This window comes from Arthrobacter sp. Sr24 (assembly GCF_054511175.1).
In genome coordinates this window covers 99795-125757 of record NZ_JBTNDB010000005.1, presented here as the reverse complement: position 1 = coordinate 125757, position 25963 = coordinate 99795, and the positions used below count along the sequence as shown (strand labels likewise).

Here is a 25963-nt window from a genome sequence, read left to right as displayed (position 1 = left end):
ATAGGGAGGGCCGGAACATCTAATGTTCCGGCCCTTCCTGTCGCTCTGTCTAACGGTGACCCGAGCTACTTACCAAAGACGTCTTTGCCGGCGTCCTTGACGTGCTCTCCGGCCTGCTTTGCCTTAGCTGCGGCCTGATCGGCTGCGCCCTCTGACTGAAGCTTCTCATTGTTCGTGGCATCACCAAGGCTTTCTTTGGCCTTGCCGGTCATTTCCTGTGCCTTGTTGCTGATCTTATCTCCGAGTCCCATGAGGACCTCCTTCAATATGAATCCAACGGGTTACACTTTTCACGTTACGAACTTAATCTGAGAGTTACCTGAGTACGGAGTCTTCTTGTGTTTACTTTAGAAGATGGACCAGCCAGTCCTAGCAGTGAATTTATCAAGCGCAGCGATACCGGCCACAGAGTTACCGTTGGGGCCCAGAGCTGGCCCCCATACCGAGATCGAACACCGTCCCGGCACAATGGCCACGATCCCGCCACCGACTCCGCTCTTACCCGGCAGACCCACCCTGTAGGCAAATTCTCCGGCCGCATCGTAGGTGCCGCAGGTGAGCATTACCGCATTGACGCGCTTACTCTGATTAGGACTCAGGAAAGGCGAGCCACCGGCTGCAACTCCGTGCCGAGCCAAAAAGAGCGAGGCCTTGGCCAGGTCTTCGCACGTCATCGCCAAGGCACACTGCTTGAAGTAGCTCTCCAGTACCTCATCAACGGGATTCTCAAGGTTGCCATAGCTAGCCAAAAGGTGCGCCATGGAAGCATTTCGATGACCGTGATCAGCCTCTGAATTGGCCACCACCGCGTCAATGTCAATCGTGGGATTACCGGACTCCAGACGCAGCAGTCCACGAATCGAGGCGGCCGCATCACCGGTCAGTGTCAGCAACCGGTCCGTGACCACCAGTGCACCGGCGTTGATGAAAGGATTTCGAGGAATGCCGCCGTCAGCCTCCAACTGAATCATGGAATTGAACGGTGTTCCAGACGGTTCCCGAAAAACCCGTTTCCAGATTGAGTCGTAATCATAGGACATGACCAAAGCCAGCGAGAAAACCTTCGAAATACTCTGGATGGAAAAAGACGTCTGCCAGTCCCCCGAGCCATACACTTCGCCATCAGCCATGGCCACGCAGATACCGAACTGCCGCGGATTGACCTCCCCCAAGCTAGGAATGTATCCGGCTACTGAGCCCTGGGCGCTCAAGGGCGTCACATGCTCAACAATCTCATCCAGGATCCCCTGCATATCCTCCACCCGCGCTCCCAACTGTCGTCCCGCCGTCGTACTTCGTCAAAAAAGATTCTGCCAAGGAAAAAGGGCGGCAGCTTAATAGCCGCCGCCCTTCACACTGATAAAAGCTACAGTACCTTGGCCAGGAACTCCTGTAGTCGCGGCTGCTGCGCATTGGTGAAGATGGACTCCGGGGTGCCCTCTTCGCAGATGTAGCCGGCGTCCATGAAGATCACGCGGTCTGCGACCTCACGGGCGAAGCCCATCTCGTGCGTGACCACAACCATGGTCATGCCCTCGGCGGCGAGGTCGCGGATCACCTGCAACACCTCGCCCACCATCTCCGGGTCAAGGGCGCTGGTGGCTTCGTCAAAGAGCATGATGCCGGGGTTCATGGCCAGCGCGCGAGCAATCGCCACCCGCTGCTTCTGACCTCCTGAGAGCGACGCCGGACGGGCATCAGCCTTTTCCTCCAGGCCCACGCGCTTGAGCAGTTCCATACCCTTAGCGCGGGCGCCAGCCTTGTCCAGCTTCTTCAGCTCGACCGGAGCCAACATGATGTTCTGAAGCACCGTCATGTGCGGGAACAAGTTGAAGTGCTGGAACACCATGCCAATGTTCTGGCGGACGGCGTTCAGATCTACCTTGGGGTCGGTGAGGTCAAAGCCGTTGACGGTGACCGTTCCGGCGGTGATGTCCTCAAGCTTGTTCAGGCAGCGCAGGAACGTGGACTTTCCCGAGCCCGAGGGCCCAATGACACACACAACTTCGCCCTCGGCAACGTCCACGTCAAGACCCTTGAGGACCTCATTGGAACCGAAGGTCTTCTTCAGCTCGCGGACACTGATTTTCGCTTTTTTCACTTTTGCACTGGTTTCGCTCATTTGTTGAACTTCCTGTCAAGGACGTTGGAAAGCTGGGTCAAGATGGAGATCACGATGAAGTACAACGCCGCCACGATCAACAGTGTTTCGCCCGTACGGAAGTTGGATGCGTAGATCTGCTGGCCCTGGTAGGTCAGTTCCGCGAAGCCAATAACGGCCAGCAAGGAGGTGTCCTTCAAGGTGATGACGAACTGGTTGATGAACGACGGCGTCATGATCTTCACCGCTTGCGGTACCACTACGCGGCGCATGGAGGTGACGTAGCTCAGGCCCAGGCTGCGGCTGGCTTCAAGCTGGCCTGTGTCCACGGACTGAATGCCGCCACGGACAATCTCCGTCATGTAGGCACCAGCGTTAAGGCTCAAGGTGATCACACCGGCTGTGAGGACATCGAGGGGCTGCCCTGTCATCTGCGGCAGACCAAAGTAGAAGAAGAATGCCTGAACCAGCAGCGGCGTGCCACGGAAGATGGCTACATAGGTGCTGGCAATGGCGCGCAATACCTTGTTTTCGGCGACCTTGAAGAAACCGAACACAATACCCAGAACGAGGGCGATCACCAGTGAGAGGACTGTGGCGACCATGGTCAGCCAGAGGCCCTTCATCAGTGCAGGGAAGCTATCGGCAACGAGCTGGAAGAAGCTTCCCTGCTCTACTGCTTCGGTCTTGGCTAGGTACTTGTCCAAGATGGCGTCGTACTCACCATTGGCCTTCAGCTCGGCTAGGCCGGTGTCAAAGGCTGCCAGCAGCTCAGCGTTCTGACCCTTGTTGACGGCAAAGCCGTAGGAGCTGCCCTGTTCTTTATCGGTGACAATTTTCAGGCCGTTGTTCTGACTGACGCCGTAGGCCAGCACGGGGTAGTCGTCAAAAACAGCAACCGAGTTGCCGGCTTTGACGTCGTCGTACATGGTCGCTGAATCAGCCAGCGCCTTGACTGTGAAGCCGAATTCGTCCTTGATGGAGTTGGCGAAGGTTTCGCCTTCACTGCCGCGCTTGGCGGTGACGGTCTTGCCCTTGAGCTCGGCGTAAGTCTTGATTTCATCATCATTTTTAGCCACGGCCATTTGAACGCCGGAGTCAAAATAGGGATCTGAGAAGTCGAAGATGTTCTTGCGTTCATCCGTGATGGACATACCGGCAATAACGCCCGCCACCTGGTTGGACTGCAGTGCCTGCAGCGCCGCATCAAAGCCCAGTGACTTGATGTCTACTTCGAAGCCCTGATTCTTGGCAATGGCGTTGATCAAGTCCATGTCAATGCCCACCAGGTTGCCGCTGCCATCGCGGAACTCAAACGGGGCAAAGGTGGTGTCGGTAGCAATAGCGAACGTCTTGCCTTTAACGTCGGCGGGCTGGACTACGGAGTTCACTGAAGCCGGGGCTGGCACGCTCAACGCTGAGGCGCCACCGATCCCGAACAACATGAACATAACAGTAAAAAGGGCAGCGAGGGCGGCAAATTTGCCGCCACTGCGCCGCCGTAGGGGTGGAAGCCTGAGCATAGATTTTCCCTCACAACGGTGTCGCGCCCCTCGCGGGGCGTTTGAAGTACCTCTCGACGGTACAGCGTTTAGTCCGAGGATGCGAGATCGATCACGATTGAGTTTCAGTTCCAGCCCGAAGTGGCCAAATCATGTCCACCACGCGCAGCTCAAGTGCGGCTCACGTACAGCTCACACGCGGCTCCCAGGTGGCTTAGCCTAGCCGTAATACAGGCGTTCAAACACGGCGCGGGCCCTGCGCGTCAGGCCAAGATAGTCTTCCTCGAAGGCGGCTGCCTGGCCGGGCTCATAGCCGCACCATCTGGCAACGGCTTCCAAGTCATGGCGGGCAGAAGGCAGCAGATCAGAATTTTTGCCTGTCCACATGACGTTGGCATTGCGAATCTTTCCAGCAAGCCTCCACGCTGCCTCCAACACGGCCGCATCCTCATCCTCGACGATTCCTAAGACGCGTGCCGCCTCCAGCGCTGGCAGAGTTTGAGTTGTCCGCAACGACTCATGCGCATGGGCGTGTTCGAGCTGCCAAAACTGCACCAGCCATTCGACGTCGCTCAGTCCACCACGACCGAGCTTCACGTGCCGGGCGGGGTCGGCGCCGCGGGGCAGCCGTTCGCCTTCCATGCGCGCCTTGATCCGTTTGATCTCACGCTGATCTTCGTCGGAGAGCCGGAGCGGGTACCGAATTGGATCTGCCATAGCCACGAATTCTTCGGCAAGCGTGTCAGAACCGGCCATGGGACGTGCTCGCAGCAGCGCCTGCGCCTCCCATGCCGAGGACCAGCGGCCGTAGTACTCAGCGTAGGCATCCAAGGAACGGACCAGAGGACCGTTTCGGCCTTCAGGGCGCAAGTCGGCATCAATACTGAGGACGCGTTCGGCCTGGATGGCTGGGCGGACCGGTGCGGTCAGCAGAGACGTCAGTTTTTGCACAATGGCTTTGGCTTGCTGGTTGGCAGCGTCAACGAATTCCTCGGCCAGCCCTGGTACCGGCTGGTGCACAAAGAGTACGTCAGCATCGGAACCGTACCCAATTTCGGCCCCGCCTTGGCGCCCCATGGCCACCACAAGCACGTTGGTGAGCGGCTCGGAGTCAGCGTAGACGGCTTTTTCAGCAATCATCAATGCGCCCAAGACCGCTGCTCGATCAGCGTCGCTGAGGGCCGCCGATACTTGGTCTTGCTCCAGCAGGCCTGAGCTGTCAGCAATGCCAATACGTAGAATCTCGCGTTGCCGCAGCAGACGCAGCAAGCGAATCGCTTCACCAGTGTCACTATGGCGAGCTAATTTTGAGCGAATTTCCGTCCACTGCGCTTCAAAGCTCACCGGTACCAATTCCCGAGAGTTACCCAGCCAGGCTGTTGCTTCCGGGGAAACTTCCAGTAAGTCACTGACCAGACGTGAACTGGAGAGCAGATGGCACAGGCGTTCAGCTGCCGCCTGGTGGTCACGCAACATCCCCAAGTACCAGTGGGAGGTACCCAGAGCGTCACTGACGCGGCGGAAAGCGAGGAGTCCGGCGTCGGGGTCTACACCATCAGCCAGCCAGCCGAGCAGGACAGGCAGTAGCTGACGCTGCAGTGCAGCACGCCGGCTGACGCCTGCGGTGAGGGCTTCGATATGGCGCACGGCTCCAGCCGTATCCCGGTAACCGAGGGCGGCCAAACGTGCCCGGGCTGCGTCAGAAGTCAGTGCGGCATCCGCCGCGCTGAGATTTGCAGCCGTGGCCAGGATGGGGCGGTAGAAAATTTGCTCGTGCAAGGACCGTACGGATCGCTTGACCTTGCTCCAGTCAGCCTCCAGCGAATCGGCGCTGGGGCGCTTCATACTCATGGGTCCTTCCAAAGCCCGTGCGAGAGCACGCAACTGCTCCGGCGCAGTCGGCATGCTGTGCGTGCGACGCATCTGCACCAGCTGGATACGGTGCTCGAGCACGCGCAAATAGGTGTAGTGGCTCAAGAGAACCGCGGCATCGGTCCGGCCCATATAGCCGGCCAAAGTCAGCGCCTCAATGGCATCGGTGGTGGCGCGCAATCGGATCGTGGTGTCACTTTTCCCATGGACCAACTGCAACAGCTGCACAGTAAATTCAACATCGCGCAGGCCGCCCTTTCCCAGTTTGATCTGGCGGTCGGCATCAGCGTCAGGGATATTTGCTGTTACCCGCCGGCGCATAGCCTGCACGGACTCCACAAAGCCATCACGTTCTGAGGAGTTCCAAATCAGAGGCTCAACGGCCCTCTCAAAGTCCTCGCCCAGCGCTCTGTCCCCGGCAATGGCGCGGGCCTTCAGCAGTGCCTGAAACTCCCAGCTTTGCGCCCAGCGCTGATAGTAGGCCAGGTAAGAATCGAGGGTGCGCACCAGCTGACCGTCTTTACCTTCAGGGCGCAGATTAGCATCGACCTCCCACAAACCGGGCTCCCGCTCGGGGGCATAAATGGTGCGGGAGATGGCTCCAGCCAAGGCATTGCCCACGCGCACCGCCTCACCCTCATCCATCATGACGGCAGGCCTCGGAGATACGGGATGTGAGGAGGCGCGCTCCGTACCGTCACCGGCGTCGGACGGGTCCTGAGGCGCAGGCTCCTGGTCTGGGTCTAGGTCCTGGTCTAGGGCCACCACGTACATGACGTCGACGTCGGAAATATAGTTCAGCTCCCGGGCTCCACACTTGCCCATCCCCAACACAGCCAGGCGCAACGAGGCAACTTTCTCCGCGCCCATACTTACGGCCACTTCACACCGGGCCACCGCGAGGGCTGCCTCGAGGGCAGCACCGGCCAAATCTGCAAGCTCAGCGCCAATCTGGGGCATCACCGCCGTGGCTGACGGCGCGGCGAGATCCCGCAACGCCAGCTCACAGAGGTGCCGGCGATATTGAGTGCGCAGTGCTATCCGCGCCTCGGTGCCCATCACCTGCGCAACGGGACGGTCCGATTCCGGGTCCGCGCCCACCGCGCGCAACAGCGAGGTCCGGAGTTCCTCCACCCCGTAGGTAACGTGATGAGACGCCGCCGTCGCCGGATCCACCACCTCCAGATGCTCCGGATGACGCATCAAGAATTCCACCAACGCCTCGGAAGCACCCAGCAGCCTGAACAGTTGCTCATTGGAGACCTGAGCACCCGTAGTTGGATCCAGTACCTGCAGTAGCGCCCGGCTGGCTGGCACCGCGCTCAGTAGCCGGACCAACGATCGCAGGGCCATATCCGGGTTGTCAGCAATCGCCAACGCATCGAGCAACTCGGCTTGGTCAAGGTCTGCAAGTTCGCTAAAACTCAGGAACCGTTCACACGTTTCAAGGTCAGAGAATCCACGGGATATCAGGGTGCGGGTCAGGGAACTCATGGCAGTGGTTTAGAGCACCCCTAGGTAACGGTTAATTTCATAAGGGGTGACTTGAAGGCGGTATTCCTGCCACTCGGCGCGCTTATTACGGAGGAAGTTTTCAAACACCTGCTCGCCCAAAATCTCGGGCATGAACTCAGATTCTTCCATTTGACGCACGGCATCGTGAAGGCTGGAAGGGAGTGGATCGTGACCCATCAGGCGACGTTCAGCACTGGTCAGCGCACTGATATCCTCCACTGCTGCCGGAGGAAGTTCATAGCCTTCCTCGATGCCTTTGAGGCCGGCTCCGAGCAACACAGCGTACGCGAGGTAGGGGTTTGCTGCGGAGTCGATGCCCCGGTATTCCAGCCGCGCTGCTTGACCTTTGCCCGGCTTGTACAGTGGCACGCGCATCAGAGCTGAGCGGTTGTTATGGCCCCACGAGACGTAACTGGGTGCTTCTCCCCCGCCCCACAGGCGCTTGTAGGAGTTGACGAACTGGTTAGTCACTGCGGTGAATTCCGGAGCGTGTTTGAGGATTCCGGCCATGAATTGACGAGCCGTTGTGGACAGCTGGAATTCGGCAGCGGGATCGAAGAAAGCGTTCGTGTCACCCTCAAAAAGGGAGAAGTGGGTGTGCATGCCCGAGCCCGGGTGATCAGAGAACGGCTTGGGCATGAAGGTGGCGTAGGTGCCCTGTTGGATGGCGACTTCCCGGATCACTGTGCGGAACGTCATGATGTTATCGGCCGTCTGCAGCGCATCTGCATAGCGCAGGTCAATCTCGTTTTGGCCAGGTCCGCCTTCGTGGTGGCTGAACTCAACGGAAATACCAACATCTTCAAGCATGGTGACCGCGGTGCGCCTAAAGTCCTGTGCCACACCACCGGGGACGTGGTCAAAATAGCCGGCCTGGTCCACGGGGACGGGAATGCCATCAGGTCCGGGCCGATCCGACTTCAGCAGGTAGAACTCAATTTCTGGGTGCGTGTAGCACGTAAAGCCCATGTCAGCGGCTTTTGCCAAGGTGCGTTTGAGGACGTTGCGCGGATCTGCGGCGGACGGTTCGCCGTCGGGGGTGAGCACATCACAGAACATCCGTGAGGTCTGTTCGGACTTGCCGTTTCCGCGCCACGGCAGGATCTGAAACGTGGAGGGGTCCGGCTGCGCCAGCATGTCCGATTCAAAGATACGTGCCAAGCCTTCGATGGCTGAGCCGTCAAAACCTAGGCCTTCCTCAAAGGCGCCCTCAACTTCAGCAGGGGCCAATGCGACAGATTTAAGGCTGCCTACAACGTCAGTGAACCACAGGCGCACAAATCGAACATCGCGCTCTTCAATGGTGCGCAGCACAAATTCCTGTTGACGGTTCATGTACGGGCCTCTTCCTTTGGCACATTCACCCCTGGCTCCATTTGAGGGCAGGCGGCGGACGGGTTTGCGGCAGGTGTAGTCCCTGCAGAGTTCACTCTACTAACTACAGTGACGCGCTGCGCCCAACCCGCACGTCGAATCGTAATAAGCTGGTGCCATGTCACCCACAAGCAACCCTGACTCCCCCGTGTCCGCCGAACTCGCGGCCCCCTATGGTTCTGGCGCGGCTGCCCGGCCCACCAGTACTGGCGGCGTTCCAGCAACGGCGGCCAAGGTCCGAACCCATCATCTGCTGGCGGCCAAACAGGCGGGCCAAAAATTCGCCATGTTGACGGCCTACGACCAATACACCGCACAAATTTTTGATGAAGCTGGCATTGAAGTGCTGCTAGTGGGCGATTCCGCCTCCAACAATGTTCTGGGCAATGAGACCTCTTTGCCCATCACCCTTGATGAGATGATCATCTTCTCCCGGGCAGTGACTGCAGGGGCTAAGCGCGCTCTGGTCGTGGCTGATCTCCCCTTCGGCAGCTACGAGGCATCCCCCGAGCAGGCCATTGCATCCTCGGTACGCCTCATGAAGGAGGGACTGGTTCACGCCGTCAAGATGGAAGGTGGCGCCTACTACGCTCCCACCGTGCGCGCACTGACCCAGGCTGGCGTGCCCGTCATGGCGCACATTGGTTTCACCCCGCAGAGCGAACACATGCTGGGCGGTTACCGAGTTCAAGGTCGGGGAGAAATGGCCCAAGGCTTGATTGACGACGCCGTTGCTCTCGTTGAGGCCGGCGCGTTTTGTGTGTTGATGGAAATGGTCCCAGCCGACACGGCCGCCGCTGTTGAAGCCGCAGTATCCGTGCCAACTGTGGGCATTGGCGCAGGTAACACCACCACCGGTCAAGTGCTGGTGTGGCAAGACATGGCCGGGCTGCGCCCCGGCAAAATGGCCAAGTTCGTCAAGCAATACGCCCAGGTACGCACCGTTCTGGCCGATGCTGCCCGTGAATACGGTGATGAAGTCCGCTCCGGCGTTTTCCCAGGTCCCGAGCACACTTTCTAAGCGCTCGGGGCACCTAGCTAAGCGCTCGGGGCACCTAGACCCGGCTTATACGCACTCCCTTGATCCGCCGGTGCGTATAAACAAACTTGAGTTTGTTTATACGCACCGGTTCCTGTTCCGCTTGCGGTGGAATGAGAGCACCGCAACCCGGCCGGGCGTGTCGTGCGTATAGGCAAAGCGAGTGCAGACCACAGAGCGTCCGCGAGCCACATGAGGTGACTTATTCGTCGTCGTCCTCTTGAGCATCCAACGCATCAGCGGCAGCGTTACGCTCCTGGACCCTCGCCAACGCCTGCTCAGCTTCGGCTGCACTCGCATAGGGGCCGATCAGGGACTTCCAGCCTGATTGGGCGTCCTTCTCTACTGTGCGGGTTTCCACGTTGTACCAATATTGCGCCATGATGGCCTCCAAGCTTTGTGGGCGAACTCTTGCAACTGCTGCCATCATAGAACTTTTCAGCAGCCAAAAACTTATAGGATGGTGGCATGTCTTCAACAGCAACCTCAGCACCCATTGGCAAACTGGTCCCCGGCACTATTAGTGAGCAGTTGGCCGTCCCCGCATCCATTCCTCGCCCCGAATATGTGGGTAAGGCCGGTCCGGCACCGTTTAAGGGCTCGGAAGTCAAAGATGCGGAAACGCTGGAAAAGATCCGCATTTCCAGCAAGATTGCTGCACAGGCCATTGTTGAGGTGGGCAAGCACATTGTTCCCGGTGTCACTACTGACGCCCTTGACCGTGTGGGCCACGAGTTCCTCCTGGATCACCAGGCCTACCCGTCCACATTGGGCTACCGCGGTTTCCGCAAGTCGCTGTGCTCCTCCATCAATGAAGTGATCTGCCATGGCATTCCAGATACCACGGTGCTGGAAGACGGCGACATTATCAACATTGACATCACCGCTTTCAAGAACGGCGTTCACGGAGACACCAACTTCACGTTCCTGGTGGGCGATGTTGATGAGGAGTCCCGCCTGCTGGTGGAACGCACGCAGGAATCGCTTAACCGCGCCATTCGCGCTGTAGCTCCGGGCCGTGAAATCAACGTCATTGGCCGCACCATCGCCTCCTACGCCAAACGTTTTGGGTACGGAGTTGTGCGGGACTTCACCGGGCACGGAGTGGGCGAGGCTTTCCACACTGGGCTGATTATTCCGCATTATGACGCGGCTCCGGCCTACAGCACTGTGATGGAAGAGGGAATGGTGTTTACTATCGAACCCATGCTCACTTTAGGAACCATCGACTGGGACATGTGGGCTGACGATTGGACGGTGGTCACCCGTGACCGTAAACGCACCGCCCAGTTTGAACACACCATGGTTGTTACGTCCACTGGTGCAGAAGTCCTCACTCTGCCGTAGCATTACCCGGTCAACATCTATCCGCCAGCCTTGGCACTTGTACGCGAAAAAACTTCTATCTTTGGAGCCTGCATGACTAAGAAGCACCCGTCCCGAACCACCGTCATTGGTATTGACATTGGCGGCACCGGCATCAAGGGCGGCATTGTCGACCTCGATACCGGAGAGGTGGTGGGTGACCGCTTCCGGATCCCGACGCCCAGTCCTTCTACCCCGCAGGCGGTGGCCAAGGTGGTCAAGGAGATTGTTGAAGAGCTCTCCGGACGCAAGCACGCTCCCAGTAAAGACGCGCCAGTGGGAATCACGTTCCCAGCCATCGTCTCCCACGGCATCTCCCATTCGGCAGCGAACGTAGATAAGTCATGGATCGATGCCAACGTCGATGAGATCTTCACCAAGGAGTTGGGCCGCGAAGTTCAGGTCATGAACGACGCCGACGCCGCCGGCCTAGCTGAAGCTCGCTACGGCGCTGGCAAGGGCGTCAAGGGCACCGTTTTGGTCATCACCCTGGGAACCGGAATCGGTTCGGCGTTCATCTACAACGGCAAGCTCATCCCTAACCTGGAACTGGGCCACCTGGAAATCGACGGATTCGACGCCGAAACCAAGGCCTCGGCCAGCGCCCGGGAACGCGATGACATCAGCTGGGACGAGTACGCCGTCCGTCTGCAGCGCTACTTCTCCCACGTGGAATTCTTGTTCTCCCCGGAGCTGTTCATCATTGGTGGCGGTATCTCCAAGCGCAGCGAAGACTACCTGCCTCAGCTGGATCTGCGAACAAAGATCATCCCGGCCGAGCTGGCCAACAACGCCGGCATTGTAGGCGGTGCCTTGCAGGCAGCCGTGCATTTCAAGCTGACCAAGTAGCCTCAGCCAGGCAACGGGAATCGCCAACGGGCGCCGCAACAACTGCAACAACTGCAACAACTGCAACAACTAAGGGTGTGTGCCCCCATCTTCACGATGGGGGCACACACCCTTAGTTGTCAGCTACGTTCTTGCACGTGCTTGTTCTCGCATGAGCAACTGCTAGTACTGAATCTCGGACGGATCCTGGGACAGTTGCTGCTCCTCACCACGAAGCGTGGCAATAGAGGCTTCAAAATCCTCGAGTGATTCAAAGGCTTGGTAGACACTGGCAAATCGCAGATAGGCCACGAGATCTAGTCGGCGCAGGGGCGCCAAGATGGCCAAGCCCACGTCATTAGCCTCAATCTCAGCCGCGCCACTGGCACGGATTGACTCTTCAACTTCCTGAGCCAACTTGGCCAAGTCATCATCTGTGACGGGGCGCCCTTGGCAGGCCTTACGCACACCGCTGATGACCTTGCTACGGCTGAAGGGCTCGGCCACCCCGGAACGTTTGCTCACGGAAAGGCTAGCGGTTTCCATGGTGCTGAACCGTCGGCCGCACTCGGTACATTGCCGCCGGCGCCGAATAGAGGAGCCATCGTCAGACAGCCTGGAATCCACCACTCGGGAATCGGGATTACGGCAAAATGGACAATACATGCAACCCCCTTCAGGTCAGGATCATCTTCAGTCTAGTTTCTCGCCCGAACGAATTACAACCGTGTGATTACCACACCGGCAGCACCAGTGTCTAGAGCTATTTCTTAGGGAAAACGGACGGCTACGGCGTCACCGTGCGCCGGCAGATCCTCCGCCTTTGACAGTGTGATGACGTGAGTGGCCACTTCGGCCAGAGCGTCCTTGGAGTAGTTGATCAGCTGAACAGCGCGCAAGAACGTGGTGACATTCAACCCTGAGGAAAACGCCGCCGTACCGCTGGTAGGCAACACGTGGTTGGAGCCCGCGCAGTAGTCGCCCAAGCTCACAGGGCTGTAATCCCCAACGAAGATGGCCCCGGCATTGGTGATTCGAGCGGCCACCTCAGCGGCGTTCTCGGTAACTACTTCCAAGTGCTCGGCAGCGTAGGCGTTGCAAACGGCTACCCCTTGCGCAAGATCATCAACCAGAACAATGCCCGATTGCACGCCGCCAAGGGCAGTTTCAACACGTTCGCGGTGGGCTGTGCGGGCCACCTGCTCTACCAATTCACTCTCGACGGCGTCAGCCAACTCCGGTGATGTGGTCACCAAAACCGAGGCGGCGTTGGGATCATGTTCGGCCTGGCTGATGAGATCGGCGGCAACAAACACCGGGTTAGCGCTGTGATCGGCCAGAACAGCAATTTCCGTGGCGCCAGCTTCCGAGTCAATACCCACAACGCCCTTGACGAGGCGTTTAGCAGTGGCCACAAAAATATTGCCGGGACCGGTAACCACGTCAACGGGCTCAATGGCCTCTCCCCCACCATTGACCGTAGTACCTGCTGCCACGCCGTAGGCGAAGGCTGCAATGGCTTGGGCGCCGCCCATGGAGTACACCTCAGCAATACCCAGCAGGGCTGCGGCAGCCATGATTGTTTTATCCGGCAGCCCGCCGTTGCTCTTCTGCGGCGGGGAGGCGAGGGCGATGGAGCTAACACCAGCAGCAAGTGCCGGAACAGCATTCATGATTACCGAGGAGGCCAAGGGGGCCAGCCCTCCGGGAACATACATGCCCACGCGGGTCACTGGTAGCCAGTGCTGGGACACGACGGCGCCGTCGGCCATAGGAAAGTCCATATTGGCCGGTTTCTGCGCCTGGGCAAAGGCTCTGGCGCGGGCGATGGATTCTTCCAACGCGGCGCGGACTGCGGGATCTAGATCGGCCAGCGCCTGCTCTAGTGCCGCGGCGGGGACACGGGGATGTTCCTGACTCACGCCGTCGAACTTCAGAGCCAACGCGGCCAGTGCGGCGTGGCCGTCCCGCCGAACATCGGCAATGATGGCTGCCACGGCCGTTTCGGCGGTGGTCACGGTGGCTGCGGCGGTTCGGGGCACAGCATTTTTCAGCTCAGCCAAACTCAAGGAACGCCCGCGCAAATCGATACGGCGCAGGGTCACGGCAGCTTCGCTACTGGTGGCGGTTGTGGACGCGGAAGTTTCAAGATTGCTCACAACAATGAAGTTTACCTGTTGGCTAGCCGGTGGGTGCGTCGTGGCTACCGGGCTTCCGCCTGCTGGACATCCGCCCCAGGGTTTTGCCCAGCGTCTTTACCAGCGTTATCCCCCAGCGACGCCGGATTGCTGGTGCGCAGGCGCAAGCTTGGAGGAGTCCTCGAGTGGGCGCGCAAAGTTGTAGCCGATGAAGTGAACCAGAAATAGCACGGCGGCACTAGCCAACGGCCAGAGCAAAAGTACAGACGGTGAGCGGAGCGAGAAGATCATGCTGGGACTGGGGAGATTCTCCGGCACCGTCTGGAAGAGATCCCCGGCGAAAACACCGATTCGCCACGCGAGCACGGATCCGGCGAGCCCGCCGATGAGCAGAGCTAGCGTTGGCGTTCCCGAAGCCCACACACGCCGATTCTTCCTGCCTTGACGCAACAGCAACACCGCTGAAAGTACCCCGGCCACCAGCAGCAACAGGGCCAGCGCCGCGTCCCGTGGGAACCACGTGGCAAAGTCCTTGCCCTCGCCGTAGATGGCACCGCCCGGGGCCAGCACAAACCAAGCGACACCCATGATGGCGCCTAGCGAGAGGGTCAGCGTCAGCCACGTGCGCCATATGGCAGCAGTGTCCTCATCTCTGGGCCCCGTCCCTGCCTTTGCATCCTTGGGTGTCCGGAGTCGCCGATCGGCTCGCCGCCCCGTTGGAGCCAAAGTGGGCGCAGGGTTAGGCGCCGAGGCCATGGCGGCAGAGACTGGAGGCGCCAGGGTTTTAGGAGTCGTCACAGGGTCATGGCGTGCTCTTAGAGCCGCATCGTCCGCAGCGGCGGGAGCGTCCGGAGTGGTGGCAGCAGCCGCAGCGGTGGCAGATTCAGTCATTCTCAGCCTTCCAAGCAATTGGGGCCCAGCAGCACCTTGAGATCGCCAAAGAGCGATGGCGTGGGATTGACCCGGTGATGCAGTGGCAGCTTCATGACTTTCATTGATCGTGTGCCGGCCAGGTGCATCTTAACTTCGGTGTTGCCACGGTGATCGTTGAGAACGGACTTCAGCGCCTCGAGGACCTGTTCGTTGGCCTTATGTTCGGGCATTGAGATGACCAGCGGGCCGGACATGCCTTCGGTGAGGTCCGGGACGGTCATTTCCATGGCATTCAACGTAATGGCACCGTCGTCGCGCTTTTGCAGACGGCCCTTGACCACCACAATCAAATCTTCTGCCAAGACGTTGGCGATGGGGCCGTAGGTCTGGCCGAAGAACATGACTTCCACCGAGCCGCCCAGATCCTCGATCTCGCAGCGGGCGTAGGGGTTACCGCTGCTCTTGGCGATGCGGCGTTGGAGGTTGGTGATCATTCCCGAAATGGTCATGATGTGTCCGTCTTGGGGGCCGTCATCGCCCAAGAGTTGAGTGATGGACATGTCCGCGTTTTGGCTCAGAATCCCTTCCAGCCCACGCAGCGGGTGGTCCGAAACATAGAGCCCCAGCATGTCGCGCTCAAACGCCAGTTTGTCCTTCTTCTCCCATTCGGGCAGATCCGGGATCTCCGTAATGAGAGCAGATTCGGGCTCTTCCTCACCACCTAATCCGGCGAAGAGGTCAAACTGGCCCACAGCCTCATTGCGTTTGATGCCAATGACCGAGTCAACGGCTTCTTCATGAATCATGGCCAAGGCACGCCGGGCATGGCCCAAGGTGTCGAAGGCACCGGCTTTGATGAGGGATTCAATGGTGCGCTTGTTACACACCACGGCGGGGACCTTCATGAGGAAATCGGAGAAACTTTCAAAGTTCCCCTTTTCCTTACGCGATTCCACCATTCCGTTGACCACGTTGGCACCCACGTTGCGGATGGCGCCCATGCCGAATCGGATGTCTTTGCCGATGGGGGTGAAGTTCAAGGCGGATTCGTTGACGTCCGGGGCGAGGACCGTGATGCCCATGCGGCGGCACTCATTGAGGTACAGCGCCAGCTTGTCTTTGTCATCGCCCACGCTGGTCAGCAGCGCAGCCATGTATTCGGCCGGGTAGTGCGCCTTCAGGTAAGCGGTCCAGTAGCTGATGACACCATAGGCGGCCGAGTGTGCCTTGTTGAAGGCGTAGTCGGAGAAGGGCAGCAAAATCGCCCACAGGGTGGTGACGGCGGCGTCCGAGTAGCCGTTGTCGATCATGCCTTGGTGGAAGCCTTCGTACTGCTTGTCCAGCTCCGACTTTTTCTTCTTACCCATGGCACGGCGCAAAATATCGGCCCGGCCTAGCGAGTAACCGGCCAGCTTCTGCGCGATGGACATGACCTGCTCTTGGTACACGATCAACCCGTAGGTGCCGCCCAAAATGTCTGCGAGAGGTTCCTCCAGCTCAGGGTGGATGGGTGTGATCGGCTGCAGGCCGTTTTTACGCAACGCATAGTTCGTGTGCGAATCGGCACCCATGGGCCCTGGTCGGTACAGTGCCAGCACAGCGGAAATATCTTCAAAGTTATCCGGACGCATGAGCTTGAGCAGCCCACGCATGGGGCCGCCGTCGAGCTGGAAAACACCCAGCGTGTCCCCGCGCGCCATGAGCTCGTAGGAGGGTGCGTCGTCGAGCTCTAGACGTTCAAGGTCCAGGTCGATGTCCTTGTTGGCTTTGATGTTCTCTAACGCGTCGGTGATGATGGTGAGGTTTCGCAACCCCAAGAAGTCCATCTTGATCAGCCCCAGGCCCTCAGCGGTGGGGTAATCGAACTGGGTGATCACCTGGCCGTCTTGGATGCGGCGCATGATCGGGATGACGTCGATGATGGGATCGGAGCTCATGATCACACCAGCGGCGTGGACACCCCACTGGCGTTTGAGCCCTTCCAAGCCCTTCGAGAGCTCAAAGACCTTGGCCGCTTCAGGATCGGTATTGATCAGGTTGCGGAAATCCGCCGCTTCGCCGTAGCGCTTGGCCTTGGGGTTTTCAATGTCGTTGAGGAGAATGTCCTTGGCCATGACGGCTGGGGGCAACGCCTTGGTCAGCATTTCTCCCATGCTGAAGGGGTGGCCCAACACGCGTGAGGAGTCTTTCAGGGCCTGCTTGGTCTTGATCGAGCCGTAGGTGACGATCATGGCAACACGTTCGTCGCCGTACTTTTCGGTCACATACTTGATGACCTCGTGGCGGCGACGATCATCGAAGTCCACGTCAAAGTCAGGCATGGACACACGTTCAGGGTTGAGGAAACGCTCAAAGATCAGGCCGTGACGCAGCGGGTCAAGATCGGTGATGCGCATAGCGTAAGCCACCATGGACCCGGCTCCGGAACCACGGCCGGGACCAACCCTAATGCCCTGGCTCTTGGACCAGGTGATGAAGTCAGCCACCACCAAGAAATATCCGGGGAAGCCCATACGGATGATGACGTCCAGCTCGTAGTCCGCCTGTTTGCGAACATCATCGGGGATGCCGCTGGGGTACCGGTAGCGCAAGCCGGCGTCCACTTCCTTGACCAGCCAGGAAGTCTCGTCCTCGCCCGGCGGGCAGGGGAACTTGGGCATGTAGTTGGCATCGGTGTTAAAGGACACCTCGCAGCGCTCGGCAATCAACAGTGTGTTATCGCACGCCTCGGGCAGCTCTGAGAAGAGCGAACGCATCTCCGCAGCCGATTTCAAATAATAGCCACTACCACTGAAAGCAAAACGCTTACCACCCTGGTCATAGGTGGGTTCGGTCAAAGTAGAGGCAGATTGCAGAGCCAACAGAGCCTCGTGGGCCTTGGCATCGTGTTCGTGCGTATAGTGCAAATCATTGGTGGCAACGAGGGGGATCGCCAATTCCTTGGCCAGCCGCAGCAGGTCCTTGGTGACCCGGCGTTCAATGTCTAGCCCATGGTCCATGAGCTCACAGAAATAGTTTTCTTTGCCGAAAATATCCTGGAACTCGGCGGCGGCCGCCTTAGCCTCGTTGTACTGTCCCAAACGCAGCCGCGTTTGAACCTCGCCGGAGGGGCAGCCAGTGGTCGCTATGAGGCCGGGGTGGTACTGGTTGAGCAGTTCCCGATCCAAACGCGGGTATTTACCCATAGGTGAGTCCAGCGAGCCAATCGAGGAGGCTCGGAACAAGTTGCGCATGCCCTGATTGTTGTAGCTCAGTAGCGTCATGTGGGTGTAGAAACCGCCACCGGAGACGTCATCCTTTTTCTGCGACTCGTCGGTGCGCCATTTGACCCTGGTTTTATCCGTGCGGGCCGTGCCTGGGGTGACGTAGGCTTCAACACCGATGATCGGCTTGATGCCGGCGTCGGTGGCCTTGCGCCAAAAGTCGAAAGCGCCGAAGAGATACCCGTGGTCAGTGGTGGCTAGGGCCGGCATTTGGAGCCGCTTAGCCTCGTCAAAGAGTTCGGTCAGGCGCGCTGCACCGTCCAGCATGGAGTATTCGGTGTGCGTATGAAGATGGACAAAACTGTCAGTCGATGAGCTAGCCACCCATCTATTCTACGGTGCTTAAAGCCCGACGGCGGGAGGCCACCTCACAGGGTCAGCCTCCCGCCGTCGGGTATGGCACAGCTGCTAGTGTTCACCGCGCAGATGATCCAGCGCGTAGTTGAGGTCCTGCGGGTACGGGCTGGTGACGCTGACCGGCTCCCCCGTTGCCGGGTGGGTGAACCCGAGCCTATGGGCGTGCAGCCACTGCCGGGTCAAGCCCAACTCGGCTGCTAACGTAGGATCGGCACCATAGGTCAGGTCCCCGGCGCAGGGGTGGCGTAGCGCCGAGAAGTGCACACGAATCTGGTGGGTACGTCCGGTTTCTAGGTGCACCTCCACCAACGATGCCTTGCCAAACGCTTCCAACACCTCATAGTGGGTGATGGAAGGACGTCCATCCTCAATCACGGCGAAGCGCCAGTCATGTCCCGGGTGGCGACCAATGGGGGCATCGATGGTGCCCTGCAACGGATCGGGCAAGCCCTGCACGACGGCGTGGTAAACCTTCTCCACGGTTCGCTCGCGGAACGCCTGTTTGAGTACGGTGTAGGCGTGCTCGGTCTTGGCAACCACCATGGCTCCGGAGGTTCCCACGTCGAGGCGGTGCACAATGCCCACGCGTTCTTGCGCGCCGGAGGTGGAGATGCGGAAGCCTGCTGCAGCCAACCCACCCACAACCGTGGGACCTACCCAGCCCGGTGAGGGATGCGCGGCAACACCGACCGGCTTATCCACCACCACGAAGTGCTCGTCGTCCAGCAGGATGTTCAGTCCATCTACGGGTTCCACGATGACTTCTAGCGGGTCGCGCCGTTCAGGAATGGTGATCTGAATGCTGGCCCCAGCACTGAATTTATCGCTTTTGACCATGGTTGCACCATTTTGCAGGACATTCCCCTCGGTGCACAACAGCGCCGCGGCGGAACGGGAGATTCCCAACAAAGCGGCCAGTCCGGCGTCGGCCCTGCTGCCAGCAACGGCCTCGGGAGCGAGAAACGTCTCAGTCATTGCTATTCCTGTCATCATTGTTCTGGTGCTCCTTACCCTGCTCCGCAGGGTCCTTCACTGGCTCCGAAGAAGCCTTGCCCGATTCTGCTTTGCTGCCGTCCATTCCGATCCCCAGCAGCGTCAGCAGGCAGATCACGATAACCCCGCCCACCACCGCCATATCTGCCATATTGAAGATGGCAAAGTTGGGGAAGGAGATGAAGTCCACCACGTGCCCCATGCCGAACGACGGCGGACGAAACAGCCGGTCTGTCAGGTTACCCAGCGCGCCACCGAGGACCAGCCCTAGGCCGATCGACCACCAAATGGAGGCGATTTTGCGCGAGAGGACCATGATCGCGATGGATACGGCAGCCATGAGGATGGTGAACACCCAGGTGAAGTTCTCACCGATGGAGAACGCTGCACCGGGATTGAGGATGTGGTACCACTGCAGGAGTCCATCGATGACGGGGGTCTTTTCACCAATTTCCATGGTGGAACTCACCCACCATTTAGTCAGTTGATCGCAAAGGTAGGCAAAGGCTGCAACGCCGAACCAGATCCACCAGAAGTGGTGGCGGCGGGCCTTGACAGCGGCGGCCGGAGCCGGCAAAGAGTTCTCGCTCATGACGCTTTCAGTTGTTCGGGTGTTAAAGCAAAAGGGATTGTTTCAATCATAGGCGGCTATATCCACCATCCCGGGACCTGCCCTATTTCAGGGCTGACTTACAAGCCCCAAACGAGGGTTTAACAAACGAAAGCCGGTGGAACAAGTTTCCTTGCTCCACCGGCTTTTGTTTGCTAGCTAGGACTCTAGGGCGCCTTCGGAAAAGTCCGGGGCTGCCACTGAGCCGCGGGCATCCAAGTCGCGCAACTGGCCTTCGATGTAGCTCTTCAGGCGTGAACGGTAGTCGCGCTCGAATCCGCGCAGCTGCTCGACCTTGCGCTCGAGTACTGAACGCTGCTGCTCCAGGGCCCCGAGCGTCTTACGGCTCTTCTCCTGTGCATCGTTGACGAGCGTGCTGGCTTCGATCTGTGCCTCGGCAATGATCTTGTCGCGCTGCTCAACACCGGCGTTGACGTATTCGTCGTGCAGGCGCTCGGCCATGGCAAGAACGCCACTGGCTGATTGTGCAGTGGAGCTCGGAGCTGCCGGAGCTGACGCTACCGGAGCAGGCGCTGCCTCCACCTTTTCTTCAACAACGGGCTCCGGAGCCTTTACAGGCTCCTTAACCTCAGGTTCAACGACAACCGGCTCGGGTTCCTTGGCCTGTACCGGGGCTACAGGAGCCGCGGTTACCTTAGCGTCGGAGCCACCGTCTGCGAGCTGCTTACGCAGTTCGTCGTTTTCCTGGTGGAGTCGGCGAAGCTCAACGACGATCTCGTCAAGAAAATCGTCGACTTCGTCCTGGTCATAGCCTTCACGAAACTTTGTCGGCTGGAACCGCTTGTTGACAACGTCTTCTGGCGTTAGCGCCATTTAGTCACCTCATTGGTCTTATGTGAGTCAGAAACCGGCCGAAACCTGCCCGGACTGCGGTACCGAATACAAATCTGGAGATCTGAACTGGGGTCTTTCCGCTTTTACAATATAACTTTTCTTCGACGAAAACTAACGACGCGACCCTAACCGACAAAACTTCTTGTGATACTCATCCCAATGCCGACCCCAACGAGCAATAAAAGGAAGCCAATATCGAGGGCAACGGCACCAATTCTGAGCGGCGGAATCATGGCTCGGAGCTTACGTAGCGGCGGGTCAGTGAGTCGATACACCATCGATGCGCCGACCAGGGCCGCGCCCTTAGGCCGCCAGTCACGGGCAAAGACCTGAATCCAGTCAAAGACCATGCGTAGTAGCAGCGTAAGGAAGTACAGCAGCAGGAGCAGATAGAGGAGAGCGAAAACTATTGTCACGCGTGTGCACACATTCCCTAGGTGGAGGAAAAAGAAGTTCTTTGCCTCCAGAGTAAACCACTATGTTACGGATTGTCCCGGAAGGACCGCACCTCAAGCCACGAGCTTAACGGACTGCGCTTATTAAGGAACTGCCCGGACACAACGTGTCCGGGCAGTTCCTTAATGACTTGGCAGGCTCTAGCTTTTATCAGCTGAGCCGTTTGCTGCTCTTAGCTCTGGTTGAAGAAGCTGGCCTGGGTATCGGAGATCTTCTTGTCATCGCCCAGCACCTCAATGTAGGACGGCGAGAGCAAGAACACCTTGTTGGTGACGCGCTCAATGGAGCCGCGCAGGCCGAAGACCAGTCCGGCTGAGAAGTCCACCAAACGCTTGGCGTCGGCTTCACCCATGTCCGTGACGTTCATGATGACCGGAATACCATCCCGGAAGCTCTCCCCAATGATCTTGGCGTCATTGTAGGAACGAGGATGGACTGTGGTGATCTGGCGCAAACTTTCAGCCTCTTCCCGGGTAGATGCAGCACGCTTGATGGGGGTTACCGGAGCGCGGTATTCGTCATCGCCAGCCTTGGGCGCTGATGGTTCAACCGCTGCGGCAGGAGCCGGGGCTGCATCGCGCTCAAGCACGTCCTCTTGGGCGTCTTCTTTTGGCAACGGCGGAGCATGCTCCGCGTCATAGTGCTCGTCACCGTCGGCGAGCCCAAGAAAAATCATTGTCTTGCGCATAGCGCCAGCCATGGTTGCTCCTCATTAGTGTGCAAAGCTAGAAATCTCTTTGTTCAGCTGGCGAACGGTATGCCTGCTGTTCTCAAAACGCTACAGCACCACTGGGCGGGGGCCGAGGATATCGGAACCGACACGCAGGTGTGTCGCCCCTGCCGCTAGTGCTGCCTCCAAATCGTGACTCATGCCAGCTGATATAGCGGTGGCGTTGGGGTGCTCCGCCACGAGCCGCGCCGACACCGTTGCCAGCAAGTCAAACGCTGGCTCCGGCGCAACTCCCAGAGGCGCTACTGCCATGAGTCCGGCGAGTCGCAGGCCGTGTGCGCCGGTAATTTGATCGGCCAGTTCCATGACGGACGACGGCGCCGCCCCTCCCCTGCCGCTGGGCGAGGTAGTAGGTTGCGTAGCCGCGGTTGATTGGCCTGTTGGATCCCTGAACTCCGCATACGATTCGGAGAGGTCCACCTGAATGAAACATTCCAGCGGCGCCCGTCCGCTGGATTCCAGCTCCCTGACCATGGCGTTCTCCAACGCCTTCACCAAAGAACCCCTGTCAATGGACTGCACCGAATGCGCGTAGGTCACCACGGACTTGGCCTTGTTCTTTTGCAACTGCCCGATGAAATGCCAGCGCAGCTGTTCCGCACCAGCGCCAGCTACCTCCAAGGCCTTGGCCGCAGCCTCCTGATCCCGGTTTTCGCCAACATCAGCGACGCCGAGGCTGTGCAGACGCAGGACATCTGCCGCCGGATGAAACTTGGTCACCACGATGAGTGTGGGTGTCACTACATCCGTGCGGGCGGCACTAATTCGCGCCTTGACCGCGTCCAGACGTTCGGCGAGTTGACGTGTACGGGGGTCCTGCAAATTCATGGGCTTGATAGCTTTCACTACGCAATATCGGCGGATGGGATGGATCGTTGGCGAATTGATTCACGAGAATTCATTGACGCGAAACGAATGGTGGCGTGAGGCTAGAGGGCCGAGACGACAAAACCTATGAAGCGACCTTCTGCCGAGCCGTCTCGGACGGCGCGTCGGTGCGAATGAAAGGTTGGGTTTTCTAGCGTGCAGGCTCCGCTGGGATGGGCCGTGACCTCATGAGCGCGTAATTGCGCCAGGACCGCGGCTGGCAGGTCTAGCGCGGGCGTTCCCCAGGATGTGGTGGCGAATGATGCCGGCACCTTCGCCGCCAGGGCCGCCCTCATGGTTTCAGGGACTTCGTAGCATTGGCCGCAAATACTCGGCCCCAGCCACGCCTCAATGGTGCGAGCCCCTGCGGCACGCATGCTCGTCACCACAGCCCCTATGACGTTTGCCTCCACCCCTGGCCTGCCGGCATGGGCAACGGCTAGCGTTAGCCCGCCGTCGTCGTCTTCTGCCACTAAGACCACGGGAACGCAATCGGCAACCATGACGGCCAGACCGGCACCCTTGGAAACTAGCGCATCGGCAGTGGGTGCTGGCGTCGCCGCAGCATGTGAGTCTGCAGGCTCTGGAACTAGGGCTACCGCGTTGCCATGAACTTGGCTCATATAGGCCAAGGAAACGTCAGAGCCACTGAGCCTTGACAGTTCCTGATTCAGCACTGCCCGGCGCTGTGTCACGCTGGCAGGATCGTCTCCAACATGAAAGGCCAGGTTGCCTGTCTCCGTCCCGGTGAAACCGACCCATACTCCGGGGCGCACCTGCTGCACGGAAACCATATAAGCAACCTGACCATTCATCATTGTGGGTATTGCAATACTTCCTCATGCCGGCGGCGATGGCCACCGGCATGAAACCGCCTACTTGAGGAAGTCCGGCACATCCAGATCATCGGAACGGTGTCCGGTCAGATCGGGTTCTACAATGGCGGGCAATTCAACATCAAAGCCACCGTCGGCAGGAACGTGCGATGCTGACTGCTGACCCCACTGGTTGAGGTTGGTAACCGACGCGCTAGTGGGCACGGCCGCCGGAGCCGGCGGAACCGCAGCGGCAACAGGCTCGGCAACTTCCGGAGCGGAGTCAGGTGCGTCAAAACCAGCAGCAATGACCGTTACACGGACTTCGTCACCTAGGGCATCGTCAATGACAGCACCGAAGATGATGTTGGCCTCAGGGTGGGCCACTTCCTGAACGAGACGCGCGGCCTCGTTGATCTCAAAGAGTCCCAGATCAGAACCACCCTGAACGGACAACAGAACGCCATGCGCGCCGTCGATCGAAGCTTCCAGCAGCGGGGACGCAATGGCAAGCTCGGCTGCCTTGACGGCGCGGTCTTCACCGCGAGCCGAACCAATACCCATGAGTGCCGAACCGGCGCCTTGCATGACGGACTTGACGTCGGCGAAGTCGAGGTTGATCAAACCGGGTGTGGTGATGAGATCGGTAATGCCCTGGACGCCAGACAGCAGCACCTGATCGGCTGAACGGAAAGCGTCCATGACAGAGACGTTACGGTCGCTGATGGAAAGCAAGCGGTCGTTCGGGATGACGATAAGCGTGTCAACCTCGTCGCGCAGTGCCTCGATGCCGTTATCGGCACTCGTCGCACGGCGGCGGCCTTCGAACGTGAAGGGCCGGGTGACGACACCGATGGTCAAGGCGCCGAGCGAGCGAGCGATTCGAGCCACGACGGGGGCGCCACCGGTTCCGGTTCCGCCACCTTCACCAGCAGTCACGAACACCATGTCGGCGCCGCGCAAGACTTCTTCAATCTCTTCCTGATGGTCCTCTGCTGCCTGACGGCCAACATCGGGGTTGGCGCCTGCGCCGAGACCACGGGTGAGTTCACGTCCAACATCAAGCTTGACGTCGGCGTCACTCATCAACAGCGCCTGAGCGTCAGTGTTGATGGCGATGAATTCAACGCCGCGCAGACCCACGTCAATCATGCGGTTCACTGCATTTACGCCGCCACCGCCGATGCCGACGACTTTGATGACTGCCAAGTAATTCTGGGGTGCTGCCACGTTACGTGTCCCTTGTTCGTATGTTGCTGAAAGATCAAAAAAGCGTACCTTTGCTACCTATAAATCAATGCGCCTGCAAGCTGCCAGCATCAATCTTGGGAGCAACCTTGAAGCAATGCTTGAAGCTTTGGTAGCTTAACCTTCAAGTTGAAGGTTATAGTTATGTCAACTAACTCTTGTCTGTGACGCTATGGTGCATCTGCGCCGCATGCAATTACCGCTGCCGCGTGTCGCCAGAATCCCCCAAAAAAACGTCCCAAACACCCCTATCTGTGTCGTTTCGTGTAGCTTTTGAAGGGTGGACGGTTGGCTCCACGATGAGTGGCGGCTGCCACCTTACGGATAAGTGCGACCCGTATAACACCGCCGAGTCATCGTGACAGCACCATCGAGCCGACCCGAGAGACTCACAGCGTTACAGGGGCACCGAATCACCGAGTCACCGGATGCCGCGGGGCACTGACATCAAAGACTTGAGCCGGCACGGGAGCTGGCTTGCCGGGCTGTGCGGTGGGCACTGGAGCATTCAATAGCGATTCCAATACTGCGGCCTTGAGCTCCATGTCACTGGCATTGCCCCACACTACACTGCGCCCGTCAACAAGTCGCAGTTCTACGGCATCCGGAGACTTAGCCGTTGCGTTGGCTAGCTGGTTCAGGATGGATTTAGGCAGGGTCGCCAAAACGGAGGTCATAGCTTGGAAGGTGTCTTGGCCGATGGCAGCTTTACCGCCGTCGATCAGCGGAAGCGCTGCAGCAGCTGCATCCTTGGTGGTGCCGAGCTCAACACCGTCCTGGTCCACCAACGAGTAAGTTGCACCGTTCTTCAGCAGCGCAACAGGTACCCGTTCCACTACGTGAACCACCAGGGTGGACGGCGGCCGTGCTTCGATCCTGGAACTCTTGATCTGCACCACGGATTCCAGCAACGCCGAAACATCCTCAGCCGTCACTTGGGGTAGTGGTTGAGAAATGACCGGTGCCAAGGTGAGCTCCAAGGTGTCCTGGCTGACCAGCTTATTGCCTTCAAAGACCACGGTCTTGACACCCAAAACTGGGGAATAGAGGGCAATGCCCATCACCAAGGCCAACACAGCTACGACACCCGCTGCAGACAGCAAGAACGTACGTCGACGTCGCTTGTGGTTCGGCATTGGAAAAGCCAGTACCTGCGCCTCGG

At 59.0% G+C, this 25963-nt stretch carries 23 protein-coding genes; 3 read left to right on the top strand and 20 right to left on the bottom strand.

From position 1 onward, the window contains the following. Positions 1 to 65 precede the first annotated feature (65 nt). From ACX80D_RS05545 to glnA, 6 genes are all read right to left on the bottom strand, one after another. Positions 66 to 251, bottom strand: a complete 186-nt coding sequence (locus tag ACX80D_RS05545; protein WP_459321642.1) for a CsbD family protein — start codon at positions 249 to 251, stop codon at positions 66 to 68. A 96-nt stretch (positions 252 to 347) separates the two neighbouring features. Then, positions 348 to 1253, bottom strand: a complete 906-nt coding sequence (locus ACX80D_RS05540; protein WP_459321695.1) for a glutaminase — start codon at positions 1251 to 1253, stop codon at positions 348 to 350. A gap of 113 nt (positions 1254 to 1366) precedes the next feature. Next, on the bottom strand, positions 1367 to 2122 hold the full coding sequence (locus ACX80D_RS05535) for an amino acid ABC transporter ATP-binding protein (RefSeq protein ID WP_459321641.1): 756 nt from the start codon (positions 2120 to 2122) through the stop codon (positions 1367 to 1369). Further along, positions 2119 to 3624 (bottom strand): amino acid ABC transporter substrate-binding protein/permease, encoded by a 1506-nt coding sequence (locus tag ACX80D_RS05530; RefSeq protein WP_459321640.1) that lies wholly within the window; start codon positions 3622 to 3624, stop codon positions 2119 to 2121. The genes ACX80D_RS05535 and ACX80D_RS05530 overlap by 4 nt, the downstream gene beginning before the upstream one ends. A gap of 198 nt (positions 3625 to 3822) precedes the next feature. Beyond that, on the bottom strand, positions 3823 to 6969 hold the full coding sequence (locus ACX80D_RS05525; RefSeq protein ID WP_459321639.1) for a bifunctional [glutamine synthetase] adenylyltransferase/[glutamine synthetase]-adenylyl-L-tyrosine phosphorylase: 3147 nt from the start codon (positions 6967 to 6969) through the stop codon (positions 3823 to 3825). A 9-nt stretch (positions 6970 to 6978) separates the two neighbouring features. Further along, entirely contained in the window at positions 6979 to 8325 is a 1347-nt protein-coding gene (gene glnA / locus ACX80D_RS05520; RefSeq protein WP_459321638.1) for a type I glutamate--ammonia ligase, read from the bottom strand. A gap of 157 nt (positions 8326 to 8482) precedes the next feature. Between glnA and panB the strand changes: the two genes are divergently transcribed. Continuing rightward, positions 8483 to 9385 (top strand): 3-methyl-2-oxobutanoate hydroxymethyltransferase, encoded by a 903-nt coding sequence (panB, locus tag ACX80D_RS05515; RefSeq protein ID WP_459321637.1) that lies wholly within the window; start codon positions 8483 to 8485, stop codon positions 9383 to 9385. Positions 9386 to 9605: 220 nt separating this feature from the next. Here panB and ACX80D_RS05510 read toward each other — a convergent pair whose 3' ends face one another. Beyond that, the gene (locus ACX80D_RS05510) at positions 9606 to 9785 is read right to left on the bottom strand and encodes an SPOR domain-containing protein (protein ID WP_459321636.1); all 180 of its coding nucleotides are present in this window, start codon (positions 9783 to 9785) and stop codon (positions 9606 to 9608) included. Positions 9786 to 9871: 86 nt separating this feature from the next. On the opposite strand from ACX80D_RS05510, the gene map reads away from it, so the two are divergent. Both map and ppgK read left to right on the top strand, forming a co-directional pair. Then, on the top strand, positions 9872 to 10750 hold the full coding sequence (map, locus tag ACX80D_RS05505; RefSeq protein ID WP_459321635.1) for a type I methionyl aminopeptidase: 879 nt from the start codon (positions 9872 to 9874) through the stop codon (positions 10748 to 10750). Between the two features lie 72 nt (positions 10751 to 10822). Further along, positions 10823 to 11617 (top strand): polyphosphate--glucose phosphotransferase, encoded by a 795-nt coding sequence (ppgK, locus tag ACX80D_RS05500; RefSeq protein WP_459321634.1) that lies wholly within the window; start codon positions 10823 to 10825, stop codon positions 11615 to 11617. A gap of 162 nt (positions 11618 to 11779) precedes the next feature. Here the strand turns inward: ppgK and nrdR are convergent, their stop codons facing one another. From nrdR to ACX80D_RS05435, 13 genes are all read right to left on the bottom strand, one after another. Continuing rightward, positions 11780 to 12262: a transcriptional regulator NrdR gene (gene nrdR, locus ACX80D_RS05495; protein ID WP_459321633.1), complete on the bottom strand. Its 483-nt coding sequence runs from the start codon at positions 12260 to 12262 to the stop codon at positions 11780 to 11782. A 104-nt stretch (positions 12263 to 12366) separates the two neighbouring features. Beyond that, positions 12367 to 13755, bottom strand: a complete 1389-nt coding sequence (gene hisD / locus ACX80D_RS05490) for a histidinol dehydrogenase (RefSeq protein ID WP_459321632.1) — start codon at positions 13753 to 13755, stop codon at positions 12367 to 12369. A gap of 105 nt (positions 13756 to 13860) precedes the next feature. After that, positions 13861 to 14625: a hypothetical protein gene (locus ACX80D_RS05485; RefSeq protein ID WP_459321631.1), complete on the bottom strand. Its 765-nt coding sequence runs from the start codon at positions 14623 to 14625 to the stop codon at positions 13861 to 13863. Positions 14626 to 14627: 2 nt separating this feature from the next. Beyond that, a complete protein-coding gene (gene dnaE / locus ACX80D_RS05480) occupies positions 14628 to 18194 on the bottom strand; it encodes a DNA polymerase III subunit alpha (RefSeq protein ID WP_459321630.1) in 3567 nt (1188 codons plus the stop codon). Between the two features lie 84 nt (positions 18195 to 18278). Then, entirely contained in the window at positions 18279 to 19202 is a 924-nt protein-coding gene (locus ACX80D_RS05475) for an RluA family pseudouridine synthase (RefSeq protein WP_459321629.1), read from the bottom strand. Then, positions 19195 to 19812, bottom strand: a complete 618-nt coding sequence (gene lspA, locus ACX80D_RS05470; RefSeq protein WP_459321628.1) for a signal peptidase II — start codon at positions 19810 to 19812, stop codon at positions 19195 to 19197. Before lspA ends, ACX80D_RS05475 begins: the two co-directional genes overlap by 8 nt. A 177-nt stretch (positions 19813 to 19989) precedes the next feature. Further along, positions 19990 to 20664 carry a DivIVA domain-containing protein gene (locus ACX80D_RS05465; protein WP_459321627.1) on the bottom strand — a complete coding sequence of 225 codons (675 nt, stop codon included), beginning with the start codon at positions 20662 to 20664 and terminating at the stop codon, positions 19990 to 19992. A 146-nt stretch (positions 20665 to 20810) separates the two neighbouring features. Beyond that, positions 20811 to 21101, bottom strand: a complete 291-nt coding sequence (locus tag ACX80D_RS05460) for a YggT family protein (protein ID WP_459321626.1) — start codon at positions 21099 to 21101, stop codon at positions 20811 to 20813. 212 nt (positions 21102 to 21313) lie between these two features. After that, on the bottom strand, positions 21314 to 21841 hold the full coding sequence (locus ACX80D_RS05455) for a cell division protein SepF (protein WP_459321625.1): 528 nt from the start codon (positions 21839 to 21841) through the stop codon (positions 21314 to 21316). 78 nt (positions 21842 to 21919) lie between these two features. Beyond that, complete coding sequence (locus ACX80D_RS05450; RefSeq protein ID WP_459321624.1) at positions 21920 to 22699, bottom strand: YggS family pyridoxal phosphate enzyme; 780 nt, start codon at positions 22697 to 22699, stop codon at positions 21920 to 21922. 101 nt (positions 22700 to 22800) lie between these two features. Beyond that, complete coding sequence (locus ACX80D_RS05445; protein ID WP_459321623.1) at positions 22801 to 23556, bottom strand: polyphenol oxidase family protein; 756 nt, start codon at positions 23554 to 23556, stop codon at positions 22801 to 22803. A gap of 57 nt (positions 23557 to 23613) precedes the next feature. Then, complete coding sequence (ftsZ, locus tag ACX80D_RS05440) at positions 23614 to 24783, bottom strand: cell division protein FtsZ (protein WP_459321622.1); 1170 nt, start codon at positions 24781 to 24783, stop codon at positions 23614 to 23616. Positions 24784 to 25214: 431 nt separating this feature from the next. Then, positions 25215 to 25937 (bottom strand): cell division protein FtsQ/DivIB, encoded by a 723-nt coding sequence (locus ACX80D_RS05435; protein WP_459321621.1) that lies wholly within the window; start codon positions 25935 to 25937, stop codon positions 25215 to 25217. Positions 25938 to 25963: the final 26 nt, after the last annotated feature.

Coding starts and splice junctions, on each gene's coding strand:
- ACX80D_RS05545 (WP_459321642.1), bottom strand. CDS start 251: ATGGGACTCGGAGATAAGATCAGCAACAAGGCACAGGAAATGACCGGC.
- ACX80D_RS05540 (WP_459321695.1), bottom strand. CDS start 1,253: ATGCAGGGGATCCTGGATGAGATTGTTGAGCATGTGACGCCCTTGAGC.
- ACX80D_RS05535 (WP_459321641.1), bottom strand. CDS start 2,122: ATGAGCGAAACCAGTGCAAAAGTGAAAAAAGCGAAAATCAGTGTCCGC.
- ACX80D_RS05530 (WP_459321640.1), bottom strand. CDS start 3,624: ATGCTCAGGCTTCCACCCCTACGGCGGCGCAGTGGCGGCAAATTTGCC.
- ACX80D_RS05525 (WP_459321639.1), bottom strand. CDS start 6,969: ATGAGTTCCCTGACCCGCACCCTGATATCCCGTGGATTCTCTGACCTT.
- glnA (WP_459321638.1), bottom strand. CDS start 8,325: ATGAACCGTCAACAGGAATTTGTGCTGCGCACCATTGAAGAGCGCGAT.
- panB (WP_459321637.1), top strand. CDS start 8,483: ATGTCACCCACAAGCAACCCTGACTCCCCCGTGTCCGCCGAACTCGCG.
- ACX80D_RS05510 (WP_459321636.1), bottom strand. CDS start 9,785: ATGGCGCAATATTGGTACAACGTGGAAACCCGCACAGTAGAGAAGGAC.
- map (WP_459321635.1), top strand. CDS start 9,872: ATGTCTTCAACAGCAACCTCAGCACCCATTGGCAAACTGGTCCCCGGC.
- ppgK (WP_459321634.1), top strand. CDS start 10,823: ATGACTAAGAAGCACCCGTCCCGAACCACCGTCATTGGTATTGACATT.
- nrdR (WP_459321633.1), bottom strand. CDS start 12,262: ATGTATTGTCCATTTTGCCGTAATCCCGATTCCCGAGTGGTGGATTCC.
- ACX80D_RS05485 (WP_459321631.1), bottom strand. CDS start 14,625: ATGACTGAATCTGCCACCGCTGCGGCTGCTGCCACCACTCCGGACGCT.
- ACX80D_RS05475 (WP_459321629.1), bottom strand. CDS start 19,202: ATGACTGAGACGTTTCTCGCTCCCGAGGCCGTTGCTGGCAGCAGGGCC.
- lspA (WP_459321628.1), bottom strand. CDS start 19,812: ATGAGCGAGAACTCTTTGCCGGCTCCGGCCGCCGCTGTCAAGGCCCGC.
- ACX80D_RS05465 (WP_459321627.1), bottom strand. CDS start 20,664: ATGGCGCTAACGCCAGAAGACGTTGTCAACAAGCGGTTCCAGCCGACA.
- ACX80D_RS05455 (WP_459321625.1), bottom strand. CDS start 21,841: ATGGCTGGCGCTATGCGCAAGACAATGATTTTTCTTGGGCTCGCCGAC.
- ACX80D_RS05450 (WP_459321624.1), bottom strand. CDS start 22,699: ATGAATTTGCAGGACCCCCGTACACGTCAACTCGCCGAACGTCTGGAC.
- ACX80D_RS05445 (WP_459321623.1), bottom strand. CDS start 23,556: ATGATGAATGGTCAGGTTGCTTATATGGTTTCCGTGCAGCAGGTGCGC.
- ACX80D_RS05435 (WP_459321621.1), bottom strand. CDS start 25,937: ATGCCGAACCACAAGCGACGTCGACGTACGTTCTTGCTGTCTGCAGCG.